The organism is Streptomyces sp. SAS_270, from assembly GCF_052543295.1.
In genome coordinates this window covers 169,726-184,474 of record NZ_JBMNDS010000009.1, presented here as the reverse complement: position 1 = coordinate 184,474, position 14,749 = coordinate 169,726, and the positions used below count along the sequence as shown (strand labels likewise).

Sequence of the window (14,749 nt, the reverse complement as noted above, 5' to 3'; positions counted from 1 at the left end):
AAGACACAGGAGCAGACTGCCGACGCGCCGACCTCACCGCATCAAGAACTGAGCACGTTCATCCGTACGCGGCTGTGTACGTTCACGTGTACGCCGACAACAAGGTCGCCTTCACTCACCGCAGCAGCGGAGCCGATCCCGAGCTCGCCTACCTCGGCGCCCTGCCCGTGCTCTGTGACGTCACCGACCCCGAACAAGTCGAGAGCGCCTTCAAGGAGGTCGAGGCCGACCAGGGCCCGGTCGAGGTGCTCGTGGCCAACGCTGGCATCACCCGGGACAAGCTGCTGCTGCGCATGTCTGAGGAGGACTTCACCACGGTCCTGGAGACCAACCTCATCGCCTCCTACCGGCTGGCCAAGCGGGCCACCTGGAGCATGGTGAAGGCCAAGCAAGGCGGCCGGATCATCCTTGTGTCATCCGCCGTCGCGCTCAAGGGTGAAGCCGGGCAGACCAACTACGCGGCGTCCAAGGCGGGCCTGATTGGCTTCGGCCGATCTCTGGCCCGGGAGGTCGGCTCACGCGGGATCACCGTCAACATCGTGACCCCGGGCCTGACCGACACCGCCATGGCCGCAGCCCTGCCTGAGGCACGCGTCAACGAGATCATCGGAGACGTTCCGCTGGGCCGCATCGGAAGGCCGGAGGAGATCGCCGCGACCATCGCCTTCCTGGCCAGCGAGGAAGCCTCCTACATCACCGGCGCCGTCGTACCGGTCGACGGCGGCATATCCATGGGCCACTGACATTCCACGGTTACCCGTCAGCGGCCGATGGCGCCGTGAACAAAGCAACAGAAAGCAGGGATACGTGATGCGGGGGTTGCTGTTCCGCGGCCGGGCCCGAGGCCCCGCAGCGGACGAAGGGGCGAGCAGCCGGGCGATCAGCAGACGCGCGATCCGCCAGGAGTGCCGGCATCTGCTGGCTCAGATGCCGATACCTCGGCCCTTCACCCTTGAGGGACTGATCGCCGGGATCGAGGCGGAACGGGGGCGGCGGATCAAGCTGGTCGCGATCCCCGATCACCTGCTGGCCAATACGGACGTGTGCGGGCTGTGGCTGCGGCTGGACGACGTGGCAGTCGACCTGATCCTGCACGTGGCGGGCACAACATCCTTCCACCGTCAGCAGATCATCCTGCACGAGCTGGCGCACCTGTGGTGCGACGACGTGACCGAGGCCAGCGCCAGCGAACTGGCACGGCTCCTGCCCGATTTCCCGCCCGGCCTCCTGCACCGACTGATGGCGAAGGGCCGGGTCATGGCCCGCCACCGCTACGACTCACGGCCGGAGATACGCGCCGAAATGCTGGCCGACCTGCTGCACCACTCGGCCTACGCCACCGACTTCATCGAGGACTCCACGCTCCGGCACCTCGACGAGGACCTCTCCCACCTGAGCTTCATTCCCCGCACTCGTACCCCCCGGAAGAGCCGTGTCCCTCTCTGATGCGTTCGTCTCCATGATCATCGCCCTGCTGCTGCTCCAGGCGGTCGTGCGCCTGCCGACCGCCCTGCGGGGGCGGCGGCGCGAGCGCTCGCTGTGGGGTGCCTTCGCCGCCTTCGCCGCCGCCTGGTGGCTGCGCACCGACACCGGCCGCGCGGTGATCGACCCGCTGGGCATCACCGACCTGCCCACTCTCCTCAAGCACGTGCTGGCGATCGCCGGGATCTGCGTCCTGCTGACCTACGTCACGGACATCTACCACGACGAGGACGCAGGCGCCCGCCACATCAAGATCACCTCCACTGTGCACCGTGTCGCCATCCGCGCCTCGCTGGCCACGATCCTCTGCCTCGTCGCCGTGTTCTTCCTCGTCCTGGACCGTTCGAAAACCGCGGCCGACAGTCCGTACTTCATGGGCCGGCACGCCGGCGAGCCCGGGCTCGCCCTGTACCTAGGGCTGTTCAACACCTACGTCGCATCGGCCGCCGCCGTGTGCGGCTACCAGTGGGGCCGGGCCGCCCGGATCGCCCGCCGTTGGAGCCTGCGCACCGGACTGGCGATGATGGCCGCCGGCATGACCGTGATCGTCGTGTACTCCGTCGTGCGCACCGTCTACCTGGCCGCGACCACACTCCACCCCGCCGCTGCGGCAGCCGGCAGCGTGCAGGAACACCTCACCGACACTCTGTTGTACGCGGGATTCGCGCTCTGGCTGCTCGGCTCCCTCACGCCCGCCACGCACGCCCTCGGCGCGCAGGTCCGCGCGATCAAGGCCGTGATCGGCCTGCACCGACTGTGGCGCGACTTGGTCCTGACCATCGACGGCAGCGCACTGCACGCACCCAGCATGCTCCTGGGCGGCCACCACACCGTCTCCCTGCTCAATACCGTGCGGGACGTCGTCTCGCATGACACCAGCCCGCAGATCCGGCTCGGCCGGTTCGTCACAGAGATCCGCGACGTCACCCACGAACTGCGCCGCAGGGCACCGGCCGACCTCTTCGAACGCGCCCGCCGCCTCGCGGAGGCCGAGGGACATACCGGCCTGAATGCCGACGCCGTCGCCGAGGCGTACTGGCTCAAGGCCGCCATGGCCGTCGCGGGCGCCCCGGGCCGGGCACCTGCCGCCTACTACACCGCCGGCGACGACTTCGCCTCCGAAGTGCCCTGGCTGATGCGGGTCGCCCGCGCGTACCGCCAGGCCAGCCCGCACACCGGCGCAATCATGGACGCACTGGCTCCCACACCCCTCCCCCACCTCGCGAAGTGATGGATATGAACGCTCTGACCGCATCGGCCGCCGCCCTGTTCTTCAACGCCGCGGGCGAGGTCCTCATCGTCAACCCGACCTACAAGGACTACTGGAACCTGCCGGGCGGTGCCGTGGACATCGACCAGGAGGAGAGCCCGTACGACGCAGCCGTGCGGGAGGTCCAGGAGGAACTGGGCATCACCCCGCCGATCGGCGACCTGCTGGTGCACGCCTGGGTCACCGTTCCCGGCCGAGGCGCCCAGGTCCTCTACGTCTACGACGGCGGCATCCTCGGCTCCCAGGACCAGGACGGGATCAGCTTGCAGGAGTCGGAGCTGAGTGAGTACCGCTTCTGCCGGCCTGACAGCATGGAGGAGGGACTGATCCCCCCGCACCTGACCGAGGTCTGGCAGGCCGCCCTGACCGCACGGGCCGAGCGGAGGCCGGCCGTGCGCACGGTCCGTCTGTAGCGTCGGCCGGTCCCGGCTCTAGGCTGCTTCGGGCGGGGATCGTCACAGTTGCGCCGTCACGAACGAGGCGGGGCGCCTCCGCCGCCCTGGGTCTCCGCACGGGCCTCGTCGACCACGTCAAAGACGAACTGCAGCAGTTCGGCGGACAGCCCCTGCTGCTCGCCGCCGCGCGCCGCAAGGGCGACGATCTGGTTCTTGAGCAGCAGGGTCTCGGCGATGACCCGCTGTACGTCGGCGTCCTGCGACCAGATCAGCGGACTCGTGTTCAGTGCCTTCGCCAACGCGTCCAGCACATCGTCCTCCGCACTGCGGAGCGCACCGGTCCGCAGATCGCGCACCAAGTCGGCGGTGAGAACGTCAGTGCCCGTACTCCCGTTGCCGAGATCGGCGAGCTCGGCGTCGGAGAGCGGGGCCGGAAGCTGCTTCACCAGGTATGTGATCTTCTCGGCCAGCGTCTTCGGCAGCCCTCCGCCATCCCGAGACGCAGGCTGTTCCGCCTCGCCGGGCTCCGGCACGTCATTGCCGAAGGAACGCTCCTGCGCGCGCAGCAGCGCCTCCGCACTCACCCCGTAGCTCGCCGCGAGTGCCTCGACGTACCGCTCTTCCAGGCGATGCTTCGCGGTCTCCGCAGCGGCAACCGGTCCGGCCGTCTTCGTCCCGGTCAGCTCCCTGGTGGCCGCCTGCGTGTACCCGGCATCGGCTCGGAGATCGGCCAGGTCAGGATGCCCGTCACGGGGGAACAACTCGTCGAGGTCACGGTCGACCGCCCTGGCCAGTCCGGGCAGCTTCTCCGGGTCGGGAATCGAGCGTCCCTTCTCCCAGGCGCTCACCCGGGCACCGCTGACGCCCACAAGCACCCCCACTTCGGCTTGCTTGCGGCCGCACTCTCTGCGGGCAAGCAGCAGCGCCTGGGGGTCGAACCGGCGGATCGTCATCCAGCACGTCCTTCCTGGTCCAATACGGCATTCGTCAGCAGGCCAGCCACTTGATCGATGAGCCAAACGACGATATTTTCGTTTCATCGATCGGGGCAGCTAGTCAGCTTACCTCGGTTGCAGTCGTCGTGCCCACCAGAGACGAAACACCTCTGCAGCACGCCTAAGCCTTGGAGCCACTGCGTGTCCCCCCTCAGTCATCCCCTGCGCCGGTCACACCGGGCGTTTGACACATCCGCCACGTGCACCCACCAGGCACAGATGACGCTTCCCTTCGGCGCGACTTGTAGAGAGTCCTTTAGCAAGGTCTGGATGTTGCCGCAGGTCATGCATATGTTCGTCGTCCCCCGCCGGGCACTCCGCCCGTCGACAGACGACGCCAGGAACCGCATGCGGAACGCACGATCCAATTGGGTGCGATAGCCCTGAGCACAGCGACGGCGCCCAGGGAGCGGTAACTCCCAGACGCCGAACGCCAGATGGCACTCCTGCCCCGGCAAGGGCGGAGATTCACCCACATCACCGCACCGGCCCTTTCCACGGGGCACACCGGCGCGGGTTTCACCACGGAGGAGAGTCCCACATGCCGCCTGCCCTGCGCAAAAGGCCGGTCTCCCCGGCCAGCGCGGCAGCCACGCGCGCCCATCTGACACGCCGCTCGTCGACGCGCCTATCGGCGACCACCGTCGCACCGCAGCCCTGGACTCGCATGCACCTCAAGACGGCGGTGTCCCGATGAGCGGGCAAGCACGGAAGTGGGTGTGGGAGAGCAGCGCCAGCCGTGGCACGGCCCGCCTCGTCCTGCTGTCGATCGCCGACCGAATCCCCGACGAGCAGTGCGTCGCCTACGCCTCCATCACCGAGCTGATGGAGCGGACGAACGCCAGCCGCAACGCCGTGCGCACCTCTCTGGCCCTGCTCAAGGATGCCGGCGAACTGGAGGCCCTCGATGACTACGAGGGCCCGCAGCACAGCACGGTCTACCGCATGCCGCACCCCGCCGCCTGGCTCGCGAAGGTCGCGGCTGCGCAGAAGGCCGACCCCGACCTGCGCATCGAGGACATCGAACCCCTGACTGACGCCGACGCCGCCCCCGCGCTGACGGAACTGGGCGAGGAGCGGCTGCGCAGACACCGCATCTGGCGCACGGCAGGGCCAGAATCGGGCCCCCGTCGTCAGAATCTGCCTGGGTCAAAATCTGCACCCCCTCGTCAGAATCTGACCCCTCCCCGGGGCAGAAACCGACCCCCCTCCGGGGCAGAAACTGACCCCCAGAACTGTAGTGAACCGAAGGTGAACCGTAGGTACAGCAGCAGTAGTGCTGCCGAGGTCACCTCCGCCACCGACTGGCAGGTCGATGACGCCAGCCTGGCCTGGGCCCAGCAGCAGGGACACCTCGATCGCCTAGGCGAGCAGGGCCTGCAGGCCGCCGACGCGAAGTGGCGCCGCTACCGCTCCACCGGCAGCCCCCGCCCCGCCGCAGCCTGGGCGGCCGACTGGAAGTCCTGGATCGCCCGCGAGCACACCCCCACACCCCAGCGCCCGAACCTCTACGCCCTGCCCGGCGGCAGCCCCGCCCCACCGGCCGGCATGACCAAAGCCGACCTGCACATGGCCGCCCTGCTCGCCGCCGTCGACGAACCGACTGGAACGGAGTAACTACCTTGGACCGCCGCGAAGTTGCTGCCGTACTCACCTACGTCGGCCGCCTGGACCCGCGCACCATCCGCACCGACGCGGGCGAAGCCCGCGACCAGCTCGCCATGTGGCACGAGCTGCTCGCCGACGTGCCCATGACCACTGGTCAGGGCTGGGATGTGCGCGAGACCGTCCGCAAGCGCATCGTGAGCTCGCCGTACCCGATCCTGCCGGCGGATGTGGCCCGTGAATGGCACGCGCACCGCCGCGAGCGTCTGGCCCGGCACACCGACCCCACCCCGATGGCCGACCCGGACAACCCGCAAGCGTGGCGAGCGGAGCTGCTCGCGGCGCGCGACGCCGTGGCGGCCGGGCACGCCGCGCCCTCGGCGCACCGCGAACTCGCCGCCGGGCGTCACCGGCCGGGGCTGAAGGACCAGCTGGCCGCGGTCGGCTCGTACATTCCTGCCGCCGTACGCGCCGAGCTGGCTCCGTACCGCCCGGCCCGCGCCGCCCGCGAAGCCGCCATCGCCGCCGGTGGCCCTGACGTCCTGGCCGTGCCGTGCGAGTGGTGTCACGCCGACAAGAGCGAGCCCTGCCGCCGCCGGCGCATCTCCCTCGACGGCGCCGCCACGGGCAACGCACCGCGCGCCACCGCCCACCCTGGCCGCATCGACCGCGCCCTGGCGGCGCAGGCCCAGGCGCCCGCCGCCTGACCGCAGCCCGCTTCTCCACAGAAACGTTCCGCCTTACGTACGGCCCGCAGCCGTACCCCGAGCCCGCCTCGTCGAGCCCCCGCCGCACCCCAGCCACCACCGGTGCCGAGCGCCCCTCGCCGACGGAGGCGACTTCCGGAGACCGCCTTGCGCCTCATCACCACCAACAACACCCCGACCCCGGCTCTCCGGGGCATCGCCGACCACAGCTGGCAGGCCCGCGGCCTGTGCCACAACATGCCGGCCAAAGACATCGACGAACTGTTCTTCCACGCCGCCCGCGACCGCGCCGCCATCGACGAGGCCAAGTCGATTTGCGGCCGGTGCCCGGTGAAGAAGGCGTGCTTCGACTACGCCCTCGACAACGAGATCCGCCACGGCATGTGGGGCGGGCTCACCGAGGACGAGCGCCGCCCCTGGCACGCCAAGGTCAACAAGCGCCTGGACTACTCCCGGGTGAAGGCCGCCTTCGAGGGGCGCGACGTCCACCTCAGCGACACCGAACGTGAGGCCGTCACCCGCCACGCCTACGTGCGCGGCTGGAGCCCCGAGCGCCTCGCCCACAAGCTGCGCCTCGACCTCGGCTGGGCGCGCGACCTGATGCGCAACGCCGCCCACGCCGTCGCCGACCGCGACCGCTACTGGGACCAGGCCGACGAGACCGAGCCGATCGACGACGAGACCGCCGAGGACGAGGACGTCGCCCCGGCGGTGCAGGTGCCCCGCCAGGTACAGACCGACTCCCTGATCGCCGCCCTCCGAAAGGCAGCATGACTTACCCCATCGCCCTGTCCCTGCCCTCCGGCATCGAGCCCGTCTACCTGGTCGCGGCCGTCGGGATGCTCGCCCTCGCGCTGGCCGGCTGGTCGATCCGGCGTAACCGGAACCGGGCAAACGGCAAGCGCGTCGGTACTCCCGCGGTCTGGGTCTCGGCCCTCGCCGCCCTCAACTGCACCGTCTACTCGGGCGACACCAGCTGGCGGTTCGCCGCCGACTACCTCGACATGGCCGGCACCGTCGAGCGGGCCATGATGTTCAGCGCAGGCGAAGCGGCGCTGTTCGCGACCGCGCTGATGGCCCGGCAGAACCTGAAGACCCAGGGAGCGCCCGGCCTGCCCGGCGCCCTGGTCTGGGTGATCACCGGGGTGCAGGTCATCCCGGCGTACGCCGAGTCCGGCACGGTGGGCGGCACCGTGCGAGCCTTCGTAGGCCCCGTCATGGCAGCCGTGCTCTGGCACCTGGCCATGGGCATCGAGCTGCGGCTGCACAAACCGGACGCCACCTCGCAGGGGCTCCTGGCCACGCTCGGACGCGAAGCACGCGAGCGGCTCCTCTCACGCCTGGGCATCGCCACCCACAACCGCGATGCCGCGCAGATCACCAAGGACCGCGCGACGCGGCGGGCAGTGACCCTTGCCTCCCAGCTCGCCGCGATGTCGGCAGCCGATCGCGAGAAGGACACCAGGATCACGCGTCGGCTCCAGTCAGCTCTCGCCCGAGCCGGGGTCGGCAACGATCCACAGCAGCGTCAGGCTCTCCTGGAGCAACTGGCCGCCCGCCGACACGCGGCAGCACTCGCCACCGTCGACCTGCCGTCGCCCTGGGTGCAGGACGTGCGCAGCCAGGACGCCGGACACGAGGAGCGGTCCCCTCTCGTCCCCTCCCCGGTAGCCCTGCCACCGGACGAGAAGCAGGTCGGTCGGCAGCTGAGCACGGTCCCCAACGACGGTCCCCAAAACCGCAGGGACCGGGACCGTACGGAATCGGGGACGGGGACGGGGAGCGAGGGGGACCGTCCCCATCGCGTCCCCGACAGCAACGGGCACCGCGTACACCCCGACGCCGAAACGGGGACGGATACCGAAGGGGACCGTCCCCACACCGTCCCCAACGACAACGGGGACCGCGTCCAGAAGCCTGGCTCGAGCCTGCTGAGCGAGGGCACAGCGGCGACGATCGGGGACAGAGACGACGGTCCCGCCAGGGCCGAAGAGACTGAAGCCGACGTGGATGGTACTGCCGCAGACGCCCACGAAGGTGCTGCTCAGGGCGGTACAGGACCGTCCCCGGCAGCCGTCCCCCGTGGCGACGAGGGCCAGGAGCACCCGGACACGGAAACGGGGACGGAGACCGAAGGGGACCGTCCCCACACCGTCCCCAACGACAACGGGGACCGCCAACACCCCGACACCGAAACGGGGACGGAGACCGAAGGGGACCGTCCCCACACCGTCCCCGGACGCCGGAAGACAAAGGCACCGCGGAGTCGGCCAGGTGGCGGGAAGCCCAAGCGCCCTCGGCGGAACCAGCTGAGCGTCGAGGAGCGGGTCAAGATCGTCCGTCCCCACGTCGCCGAAAAGCTGGAGCGGGACGGGAACGCCTCCATCACCCGTCCCCAACTGCGCGAGATCTATCGCGACCTGGGGCTTCCAGGCGGCCGGAACGAGAGCCTGACGCCCGTCCTGGAGCGACTGCGCGCCGAGGCAAGGAGCACAACCCGATGAAGACCTGCCACAGGTTCGCCACCCTCAAGGCCGAGTTCGAACGGGACGTCTGCTTCCTACGCGGCCACGCCGAGCGCCACCAGGGATCCGCGCCCGCCAAGACCAGCGCGAAGAACGCCATCTCGGTGAAGCGGAACATGGCGCGGGCCCTCAACACACACCTCGACCGCTGTCGCGAGTGCGGCTGACACCTGCAAAGCAGCAGGTCACGCGCCTGACTCCGTATTCCGCATGGTGGCCCGGCCTCGGTCGGGCCACCGCTCCTGTCACGGAGGGACCGCCATTCCTGCCCGCTATCCACGTACACACATCCCGTCCAACGCCGAAGCCGGCGCCTGGGCGGAAGTGCTCGTGCGCCACCAGCTGCTGCACACCGCCGTACTGGCCCCCCACTGGCCAGTGGCTCGTCCAGCACCACCCCGATGCGCCCGTCCGCGTCCTTGCCGGCGCGACCGCCACGGTCGACCTGGCCGCCGAGATCCAGCACCGCATCCGCACCACGAGGAACCACGCCCGGTGACGAACCCGACAACAAACCCGGCTCCCACGCCCGATGAGCCGGAAGCCAACTCGACCTCAGCGCAAGCAAGATGGAGGTTCGGACACTCCCCCGCCGGGGGTGCGTCCGAACCAGTCCCCGCCCCAGGGGTGGCGGGGCCCGACCAGCGCCAGGGGGCGCCGGTCGGGAAGGCTGCGACCGAGGGCGGATCGCAGCCAACGCCCACCCGTACGGGGCGGTCGAGGGGGAGGTCGCGCCCGCGCGACAAGAAGCAGCGCCGCGCCCACAGCGTCCGCCTCAACGAAACCGAGCACGCTCTCATCCAAGGGGGCGCAGACACCGTCGGCATGAGCACGGCGGGCTTCCTCGCATACTCCGGCCTGGCCATGTCCCGCGATCAGTCGCGCACCGCCGTGGCCATCGCTACCGAACGCGATGTGCTCACTGAGCTGTTCGCCGCACGCCGGCAGCTCGGCTGGGCCGGCAGCAATCTCAACCAGGTCGCCAAGGCCCTCAACACCGGTGGCGAGGTTCCGCACCTGGCGGCAGTCATCGCCGACATTCAGCGCGCGGCCAAGTCGGTCCAGGCTGCCGCAGACAGGGTCTCCAACCGCCAAGCAGGCGAGGCCCCTTGATCCCCCAGGTCCACAAGCAGGGCAGCGGGACCCTCTTCCTGCTCAACTACCTCTACGGCAAGGGCAAGCGCGAGGAGCACATCGACCCTCACCTGGTCGCCTCGTTCGACGGCATGGCCCCCGACCCTGGCCGTGACCCGGGCGTGACGAGAAGGGATCTGCAGAAGCTCCTCGACCAGCCCTTGCAGCTCCTCGACCCCGACCAGCGCCCCGAGAAGCACGTGTGGCATCTGTCCGTACGAAATGCCGCCGAGGACCGCATCCTGTCCGATGAGGAGTGGGGGCAGATCGCACGCCGCATGGTGGCCGCAACCGGTATCGATCCGGGCGACGGTGCGGGCTGCCGCTGGGCGGCCGTTCGCCATGCCGATGACCACATCCACATCATCGCCACGCTCGTACGCGAGGACGGCCGCCGTCCCGACCATCACCGCTCGGGTAAACGCGCCCAGGCCGAGGCTCGTCTGCTTGAGGTCGAATACGGCCTGCAGCGAGTCAATCCTGGGGACGGCACTGCGGCGAAGAGGCCCACCAGTGCCGAGCGCCACAAGGCCGAACGCCAGGGCCGGGAGCGGACTGCTCGTGAGGAGCTGCGCGAGACGGTGCGCCGCGCCGTCGCCGGCGTGCGGAGCGAAGGGGAGTTCTTCGACCGCCTGACCGCTGCCGGCGTCCTGGTCGAGACGCGCGTCGCGCCCTCCGGTGACCTCCTCGGCTACAAGGTGGCGCTCACCGACGACCTCAACAAAGACGGCGAGCCGGTGTTCTATCCCGGCTCGAAACTCGCTCCTGACCTCTCCTTGCCCCGTATCCGTGAGCGGTGGTCCGGCGATGCCGCCGGCCGCGATCCCGACCCGGATCGTTCGGCTGACTCGCCGCGCGTCACTCCCTCGACCGCTCGCCGCCAGGCGACGTCGGCGTCCTGGCAGGCCGTACTCATCATCGACCAGGGCGACGACGGACAGATTTCCGCGGTGATCGCTGCGTACGGTGAGGTGCTCGACGCGCTCGCCAAGACCTCGGCCGCACACACCCGTCGTGAACTTCGAGAAGCGGCCTGGGCGTTCGAGCGGGCCTCCCGCTCCCACATCCGGGCCGAGCGCGGCCACGACCGGGCCCTGCGGCAGGCTGCCCGAGACCTCGTCCACGCCGGGCCCGCACTCGGCCGCGGGCGGGACGGCGCCACCACCGCCATGTTGATCGACATGGCCATCTTCTTCGTCCTCGCCGCCGCCCACTGGCACGGGAAGAAGGAGCATGCCCAGCAGGCCGCTGCTGCCCGCCAGGCTGCCGAGCATCTGCGCGCCGCCTACCAGGCCGCCGCACCGATGTACCTGGGGCCCATGCACCAGCGTGGCCGGAACCTGTCCCAGCCCCTTCAGCGCAAGCAGACCGCCTACCTTCGCCGGGCGGTTCCGGAGCTGGCCGAGCAGGTCCTCGCCGAGCCGGGCTGGTACGCCCTGGCCGCCACCCTCGCCGACGTCGAGCGCGCCGGGCACGACCCGGCCGCGCTCCTGGCCAAGGCCGCCGAGCGACGGGAGCTGGACACCGCGGAGTCGATCAGCGACGTCCTCGTGTGGCGGCTGCGGCGCATGGCCGACCTGCCCGCAGACCCGTCCGGCGCGCCCGAGCACACCACCACTGCGCCCACCGCCACCCGCCCTCCCGCGAAGCGGCCGGCGAACCGAAAGGAGCGCTCCGCCAAGTCCCGCTGAATTCAACAATCTTAGAGTTGCAGCAGGTCAGGTACTTACGGCACTCTCCTCGTGCAGGCGAGACGACAGAGATGGAGACGGCATGTTCCGAGGTAACCGTGCGGACCGAGAGTTCCGTGAAGCCCAGCGTGCCGGCCAGGCGCTGCTGGCCATGCACACCGAGTGGCCCGAGGCTCCCGCCCCGGTCTCGGCGCCGGCCCCGGCCACGCCGACCGACGCCACGGTGGTGCCCGACTTCCTACCGCCGGAGTTCCGGGCGCCGTGCCGCCAGGACGTGTCGGGCTTCATGATGCGCTGGGACCTGCCGCTCGTCATCGACGGCGAAGTCCACGCCTGCCACTGCGGTGCGTACCGGAACTGGATCGTCTTCAACATGCGCGACGACTCGGTGTGGCTGCGCTGCGAGGCCGGCCACGAGGCACACGAGACCCGGCTGGACAGCGCCTGGTACAACCGCAACTCCGGTCCGGTCGACCACTTCCACCCCACCCTCAAAGACGGCCTGCGCCACCTCGGCCACTGAGATACGCGAAACCCCTTCCCTTCACCCCTGCGTTCGTCGGCACCCGGAGGGCCGACCCAGTCAGACCATCCGTCTCGCATCGCCGAAGGGGTTTTTCGTATGCGCCGCTCCACCACGACCCTCCTCGGTCTCAGTGCCGTCTGCACCGTCCTCGTCCTGACCGGCTGCGCCGGCCATGCCGAGTCCGCCGACTCCTCCGCCGCCGCGCACCGGGGCGGTAGCACGCCCTCGGCATCCGTGCCGCTGTCGTCGACTCAGCTGAACCAGCGGCTGCTCAACGAGAGCGACCTGGGCGAGGGCTACACCCGCAAGCCCGAGGCCCCTCGCCGCAACGACGACGTGACCGTGATCGGCTGCCCGGCGCTGGAGAAGCTCGGCGGCGACACAGCCTCCGGCTCCGGTCTCGACTTCGCCCGCAAGGCGAAGGCGTCCTTCACCTACAGCGGCAGCAGCAGCTCACTGGTGAGCTCGCGTATTCAACTGTCGCCAGTTCTCCGAGGAGTCCAGCGTGCAGGTCACCGTGTGTCATCGCTCGCGGTGTGTCGTCTCTACATACCACCGAAACGAGCTCCGTTCTTGTCACTCGTTCGTTCGAAAAGTCGACGGTGAGGGCATGGGTCCAGGACACCTGGCGTAGGCGGTGCCCGGTTCGAGGCTTGTCGGCAGTGGTAGGACAGGGGCATGACTGCGTCCTCATGGCCTAGGTGTGCTGCCGAAAGCAACTGCGGTGGAGCTCCTTTCGGCTCATCTGACCGCTGCTTCGCTCACCTCGCCCCAGAGGCACGGCAGTTGGCGCTATCACCTGGTGGGGACATAGATGTCCGAGGCGTCTCGTTCACCCGGCAGTTGCTAAGCGACCTGCGCGACGGAACTCAGAGCGTCTTCGGAACCGCTCGGTTCAATGGGGCGACGTTCGAGGAAGAAGCGGGGTTCGACGGTGTCCATTTCAAGGGCGCGGCATTCTTCCATGGCTGTAGGTTTGACAAGGACGTCGTCTTCACTAACGCACGGTTCGATGACTATGCAGGTTTCGGTCGAACGCACTTCCGCGGCGATGTGCGTTTCGAGCGTGCACAGTTCACTGGCAGAGCGTGGCTCCGGGCAGCCACGTTCGACGGGGTGGCCCGCTTCGGTGAAGCAAGGTTCGACGGCGAAGCCCGCTTTGATGGGGCTCGGTTCAACGGTGAGGCATTGTTCTCCCGGGCGCATTTCGAGGGCAACTCCGCATTCGGTGGAGCGAGGTTTCATCAAGACGCGCGGTTCGACCGGGCCGCATTCTACGGAAAGTGGACAGGGCCGTTTGCTTGTGCGAGTCGGGTTCACCTGGTGCGCGCAACGTTCCACAGTCCGATCCGAATTAAGATCGCAGCGCCGGGAATGGACGCTCGCGGAATCCATCTCAGGGAGACATCCGTTTTCTGGTTACGCCAAGCCACAGTGGATTTCGCGGATGCCCGGTTGTCTCAGCCCGTGACGATCGCCACCCACCCCGTGCCCTTCACGGGGAAACTTGCTTCGGTAGCTGGCGGTCAGCAGGTGAACGGGGAGGGCCTCGTCAGGATCGTCGATCTGAGCGGCGTGGACACGTCGCTTCTGGTACTGAGAGACATCGACCTGAGCTCGTGCACGCTGGTCGGCGCCTATCGCCTGGATCAAATATCCTTGATCGGCCGGTGTCGGTTTGATGTACCGCCGGCAGGTACCGCCCTGGGACGTGCATGGTTCCCCGTGCGCCGCTGGACACGGCGTCGGGTGCTCGCCGAGGAACATTATTGGCGGGCTGCGCCCATGCAGGGCGAGCTCAATCGCAGAGGATGGAAACAGCATCCTCTCCACACTTCAGGGGAAGGAGTCGCACCGCCGGCCGACGTTGCGACTGCCTACCGGAAACTGCGCAAAGCACTCGAAGATTCTCTACATGAGCCTGGTGCAGCGGATTTCTACTACGGAGAAATGGAGATGAGACGCCGCGATCGAGAGACCCCTCGCGGTGAGCGCGGACTGCTCCACGGCTATTGGGTGGTGTCCGGCTACGGGCTCCGGGCATCTCGGGCCCTGAGTTGGCTCATGGTGGCTATGACGGCGACTGTCCTGCTGATCATGGGATGGGGATTGCCTGATGACCAACCGCAGTATCTGGCTGTGCCTGTTCAGGTGGACACCGAGGTCGACGTATCCGAGCCACGCCTGGCTATGCCGCTCGCTGACCGATGGACAGCCGAGCGGGCGGAGCAGGCCAGTCGGCTCGTGTTGAACTCCGTCGTCTTCCGTTCAAGCGGTCAAAATCTCACCGATGCAGGCACGTGGATCGAGATGGCTTCCCGCTTCACTGAGCCGCTCTTACTGGGTCTCGCGGCGCTCGCGATTCGAGGACGCGTGAAGCGATCTTAAGAAAGATGACTCACAGCACTGGCGGTATTCC

15 protein-coding genes are annotated in these 14,749 nt (G+C 68.9%); 14 read left to right on the top strand and 1 reads right to left on the bottom strand.

Annotated features, from left to right (window positions below; all coding sequences use genetic code 11):
- Positions 1-74: 74 nt before the first annotated feature.
- The 4 genes from ACN6LB_RS09370 (at position 75) to ACN6LB_RS09355 (ending at position 3,165) form a co-directional block, all read left to right on the top strand.
- The gene (locus tag ACN6LB_RS09370; RefSeq protein WP_445025398.1) at positions 75-743 is read left to right on the top strand and encodes an SDR family oxidoreductase; all 669 of its coding nucleotides are present in this window, start codon (positions 75-77) and stop codon (positions 741-743) included.
- A 67-nt stretch (positions 744-810) separates the two neighbouring features.
- Positions 811-1,446, top strand: coding sequence for a hypothetical protein (locus tag ACN6LB_RS09365; protein WP_445025385.1), 636 nt, complete (start codon positions 811-813; stop codon positions 1,444-1,446).
- Complete coding sequence (locus tag ACN6LB_RS09360) at positions 1,433-2,713, top strand: MAB_1171c family putative transporter (protein ID WP_445025384.1); 1,281 nt, start codon at positions 1,433-1,435, stop codon at positions 2,711-2,713. The genes ACN6LB_RS09365 and ACN6LB_RS09360 overlap by 14 nt, the downstream gene beginning before the upstream one ends.
- A 5-nt stretch (positions 2,714-2,718) precedes the next feature.
- A complete protein-coding gene (locus tag ACN6LB_RS09355; protein WP_445025383.1) occupies positions 2,719-3,165 on the top strand; it encodes an NUDIX domain-containing protein in 447 nt (148 codons plus the stop codon).
- 56 nt (positions 3,166-3,221) lie between these two features.
- Here ACN6LB_RS09355 and ACN6LB_RS09350 read toward each other — a convergent pair whose 3' ends face one another.
- Complete coding sequence (locus ACN6LB_RS09350; RefSeq protein ID WP_445025382.1) at positions 3,222-4,100, bottom strand: helix-turn-helix domain-containing protein; 879 nt, start codon at positions 4,098-4,100, stop codon at positions 3,222-3,224.
- Positions 4,101-4,835: 735 nt separating this feature from the next.
- Between ACN6LB_RS09350 and ACN6LB_RS09345 the strand changes: the two genes are divergently transcribed.
- From ACN6LB_RS09345 to ACN6LB_RS09300, 10 genes are all read left to right on the top strand, one after another.
- Positions 4,836-5,759: a helix-turn-helix domain-containing protein gene (locus ACN6LB_RS09345; protein WP_445025381.1), complete on the top strand. Its 924-nt coding sequence runs from the start codon at positions 4,836-4,838 to the stop codon at positions 5,757-5,759.
- A 5-nt stretch (positions 5,760-5,764) separates the two neighbouring features.
- Positions 5,765-6,454 (top strand): zinc finger domain-containing protein, encoded by a 690-nt coding sequence (locus ACN6LB_RS09340; RefSeq protein WP_445025380.1) that lies wholly within the window; start codon positions 5,765-5,767, stop codon positions 6,452-6,454.
- Positions 6,455-6,601: 147 nt separating this feature from the next.
- Positions 6,602-7,228 (top strand): WhiB family transcriptional regulator, encoded by a 627-nt coding sequence (locus ACN6LB_RS09335; RefSeq protein ID WP_445025379.1) that lies wholly within the window; start codon positions 6,602-6,604, stop codon positions 7,226-7,228.
- Entirely contained in the window at positions 7,225-8,958 is a 1,734-nt protein-coding gene (locus ACN6LB_RS09330) for a hypothetical protein (RefSeq protein WP_445025378.1), read from the top strand. The genes ACN6LB_RS09335 and ACN6LB_RS09330 overlap by 4 nt, the downstream gene beginning before the upstream one ends.
- Positions 8,955-9,146, top strand: a complete 192-nt coding sequence (locus ACN6LB_RS09325; RefSeq protein WP_445025377.1) for a hypothetical protein — start codon at positions 8,955-8,957, stop codon at positions 9,144-9,146. Before ACN6LB_RS09330 ends, ACN6LB_RS09325 begins: the two co-directional genes overlap by 4 nt.
- Before the next feature lie 658 nt (positions 9,147-9,804).
- Complete coding sequence (locus ACN6LB_RS09320) at positions 9,805-10,092, top strand: mobilization protein (RefSeq protein WP_445025376.1); 288 nt, start codon at positions 9,805-9,807, stop codon at positions 10,090-10,092.
- Positions 10,089-11,804 (top strand): relaxase/mobilization nuclease domain-containing protein, encoded by a 1,716-nt coding sequence (locus ACN6LB_RS09315; RefSeq protein WP_445025375.1) that lies wholly within the window; start codon positions 10,089-10,091, stop codon positions 11,802-11,804. The genes ACN6LB_RS09320 and ACN6LB_RS09315 overlap by 4 nt, the downstream gene beginning before the upstream one ends.
- A gap of 82 nt (positions 11,805-11,886) precedes the next feature.
- Complete coding sequence (locus tag ACN6LB_RS09310; RefSeq protein WP_445025374.1) at positions 11,887-12,327, top strand: hypothetical protein; 441 nt, start codon at positions 11,887-11,889, stop codon at positions 12,325-12,327.
- Positions 12,328-12,426: 99 nt separating this feature from the next.
- Entirely contained in the window at positions 12,427-12,936 is a 510-nt protein-coding gene (locus ACN6LB_RS09305; RefSeq protein ID WP_445025373.1) for a hypothetical protein, read from the top strand.
- A 237-nt stretch (positions 12,937-13,173) separates the two neighbouring features.
- Positions 13,174-14,718, top strand: a complete 1,545-nt coding sequence (locus tag ACN6LB_RS09300) for a pentapeptide repeat-containing protein (protein ID WP_445025372.1) — start codon at positions 13,174-13,176, stop codon at positions 14,716-14,718.
- Positions 14,719-14,749 lie beyond the last annotated feature (31 nt).

Excerpts from the sequence above, each read along its gene's own strand:
- ACN6LB_RS09365 (WP_445025385.1), top strand. The coding sequence starts at position 811 with ATGCGGGGGTTGCTGTTCCGCGGCCGGGCCCGAGGCCCCGCAGCGGAC.
- ACN6LB_RS09355 (WP_445025383.1), top strand. The coding sequence starts at position 2,719 with ATGAACGCTCTGACCGCATCGGCCGCCGCCCTGTTCTTCAACGCCGCG.
- ACN6LB_RS09350 (WP_445025382.1), bottom strand. The coding sequence starts at position 4,100 with ATGACGATCCGCCGGTTCGACCCCCAGGCGCTGCTGCTTGCCCGCAGA.
- ACN6LB_RS09345 (WP_445025381.1), top strand. The coding sequence starts at position 4,836 with ATGAGCGGGCAAGCACGGAAGTGGGTGTGGGAGAGCAGCGCCAGCCGT.
- ACN6LB_RS09330 (WP_445025378.1), top strand. The coding sequence starts at position 7,225 with ATGACTTACCCCATCGCCCTGTCCCTGCCCTCCGGCATCGAGCCCGTC.
- ACN6LB_RS09325 (WP_445025377.1), top strand. The coding sequence starts at position 8,955 with ATGAAGACCTGCCACAGGTTCGCCACCCTCAAGGCCGAGTTCGAACGG.
- ACN6LB_RS09320 (WP_445025376.1), top strand. The coding sequence starts at position 9,805 with ATGAGCACGGCGGGCTTCCTCGCATACTCCGGCCTGGCCATGTCCCGC.
- ACN6LB_RS09310 (WP_445025374.1), top strand. The coding sequence starts at position 11,887 with ATGTTCCGAGGTAACCGTGCGGACCGAGAGTTCCGTGAAGCCCAGCGT.
- ACN6LB_RS09305 (WP_445025373.1), top strand. The coding sequence starts at position 12,427 with ATGCGCCGCTCCACCACGACCCTCCTCGGTCTCAGTGCCGTCTGCACC.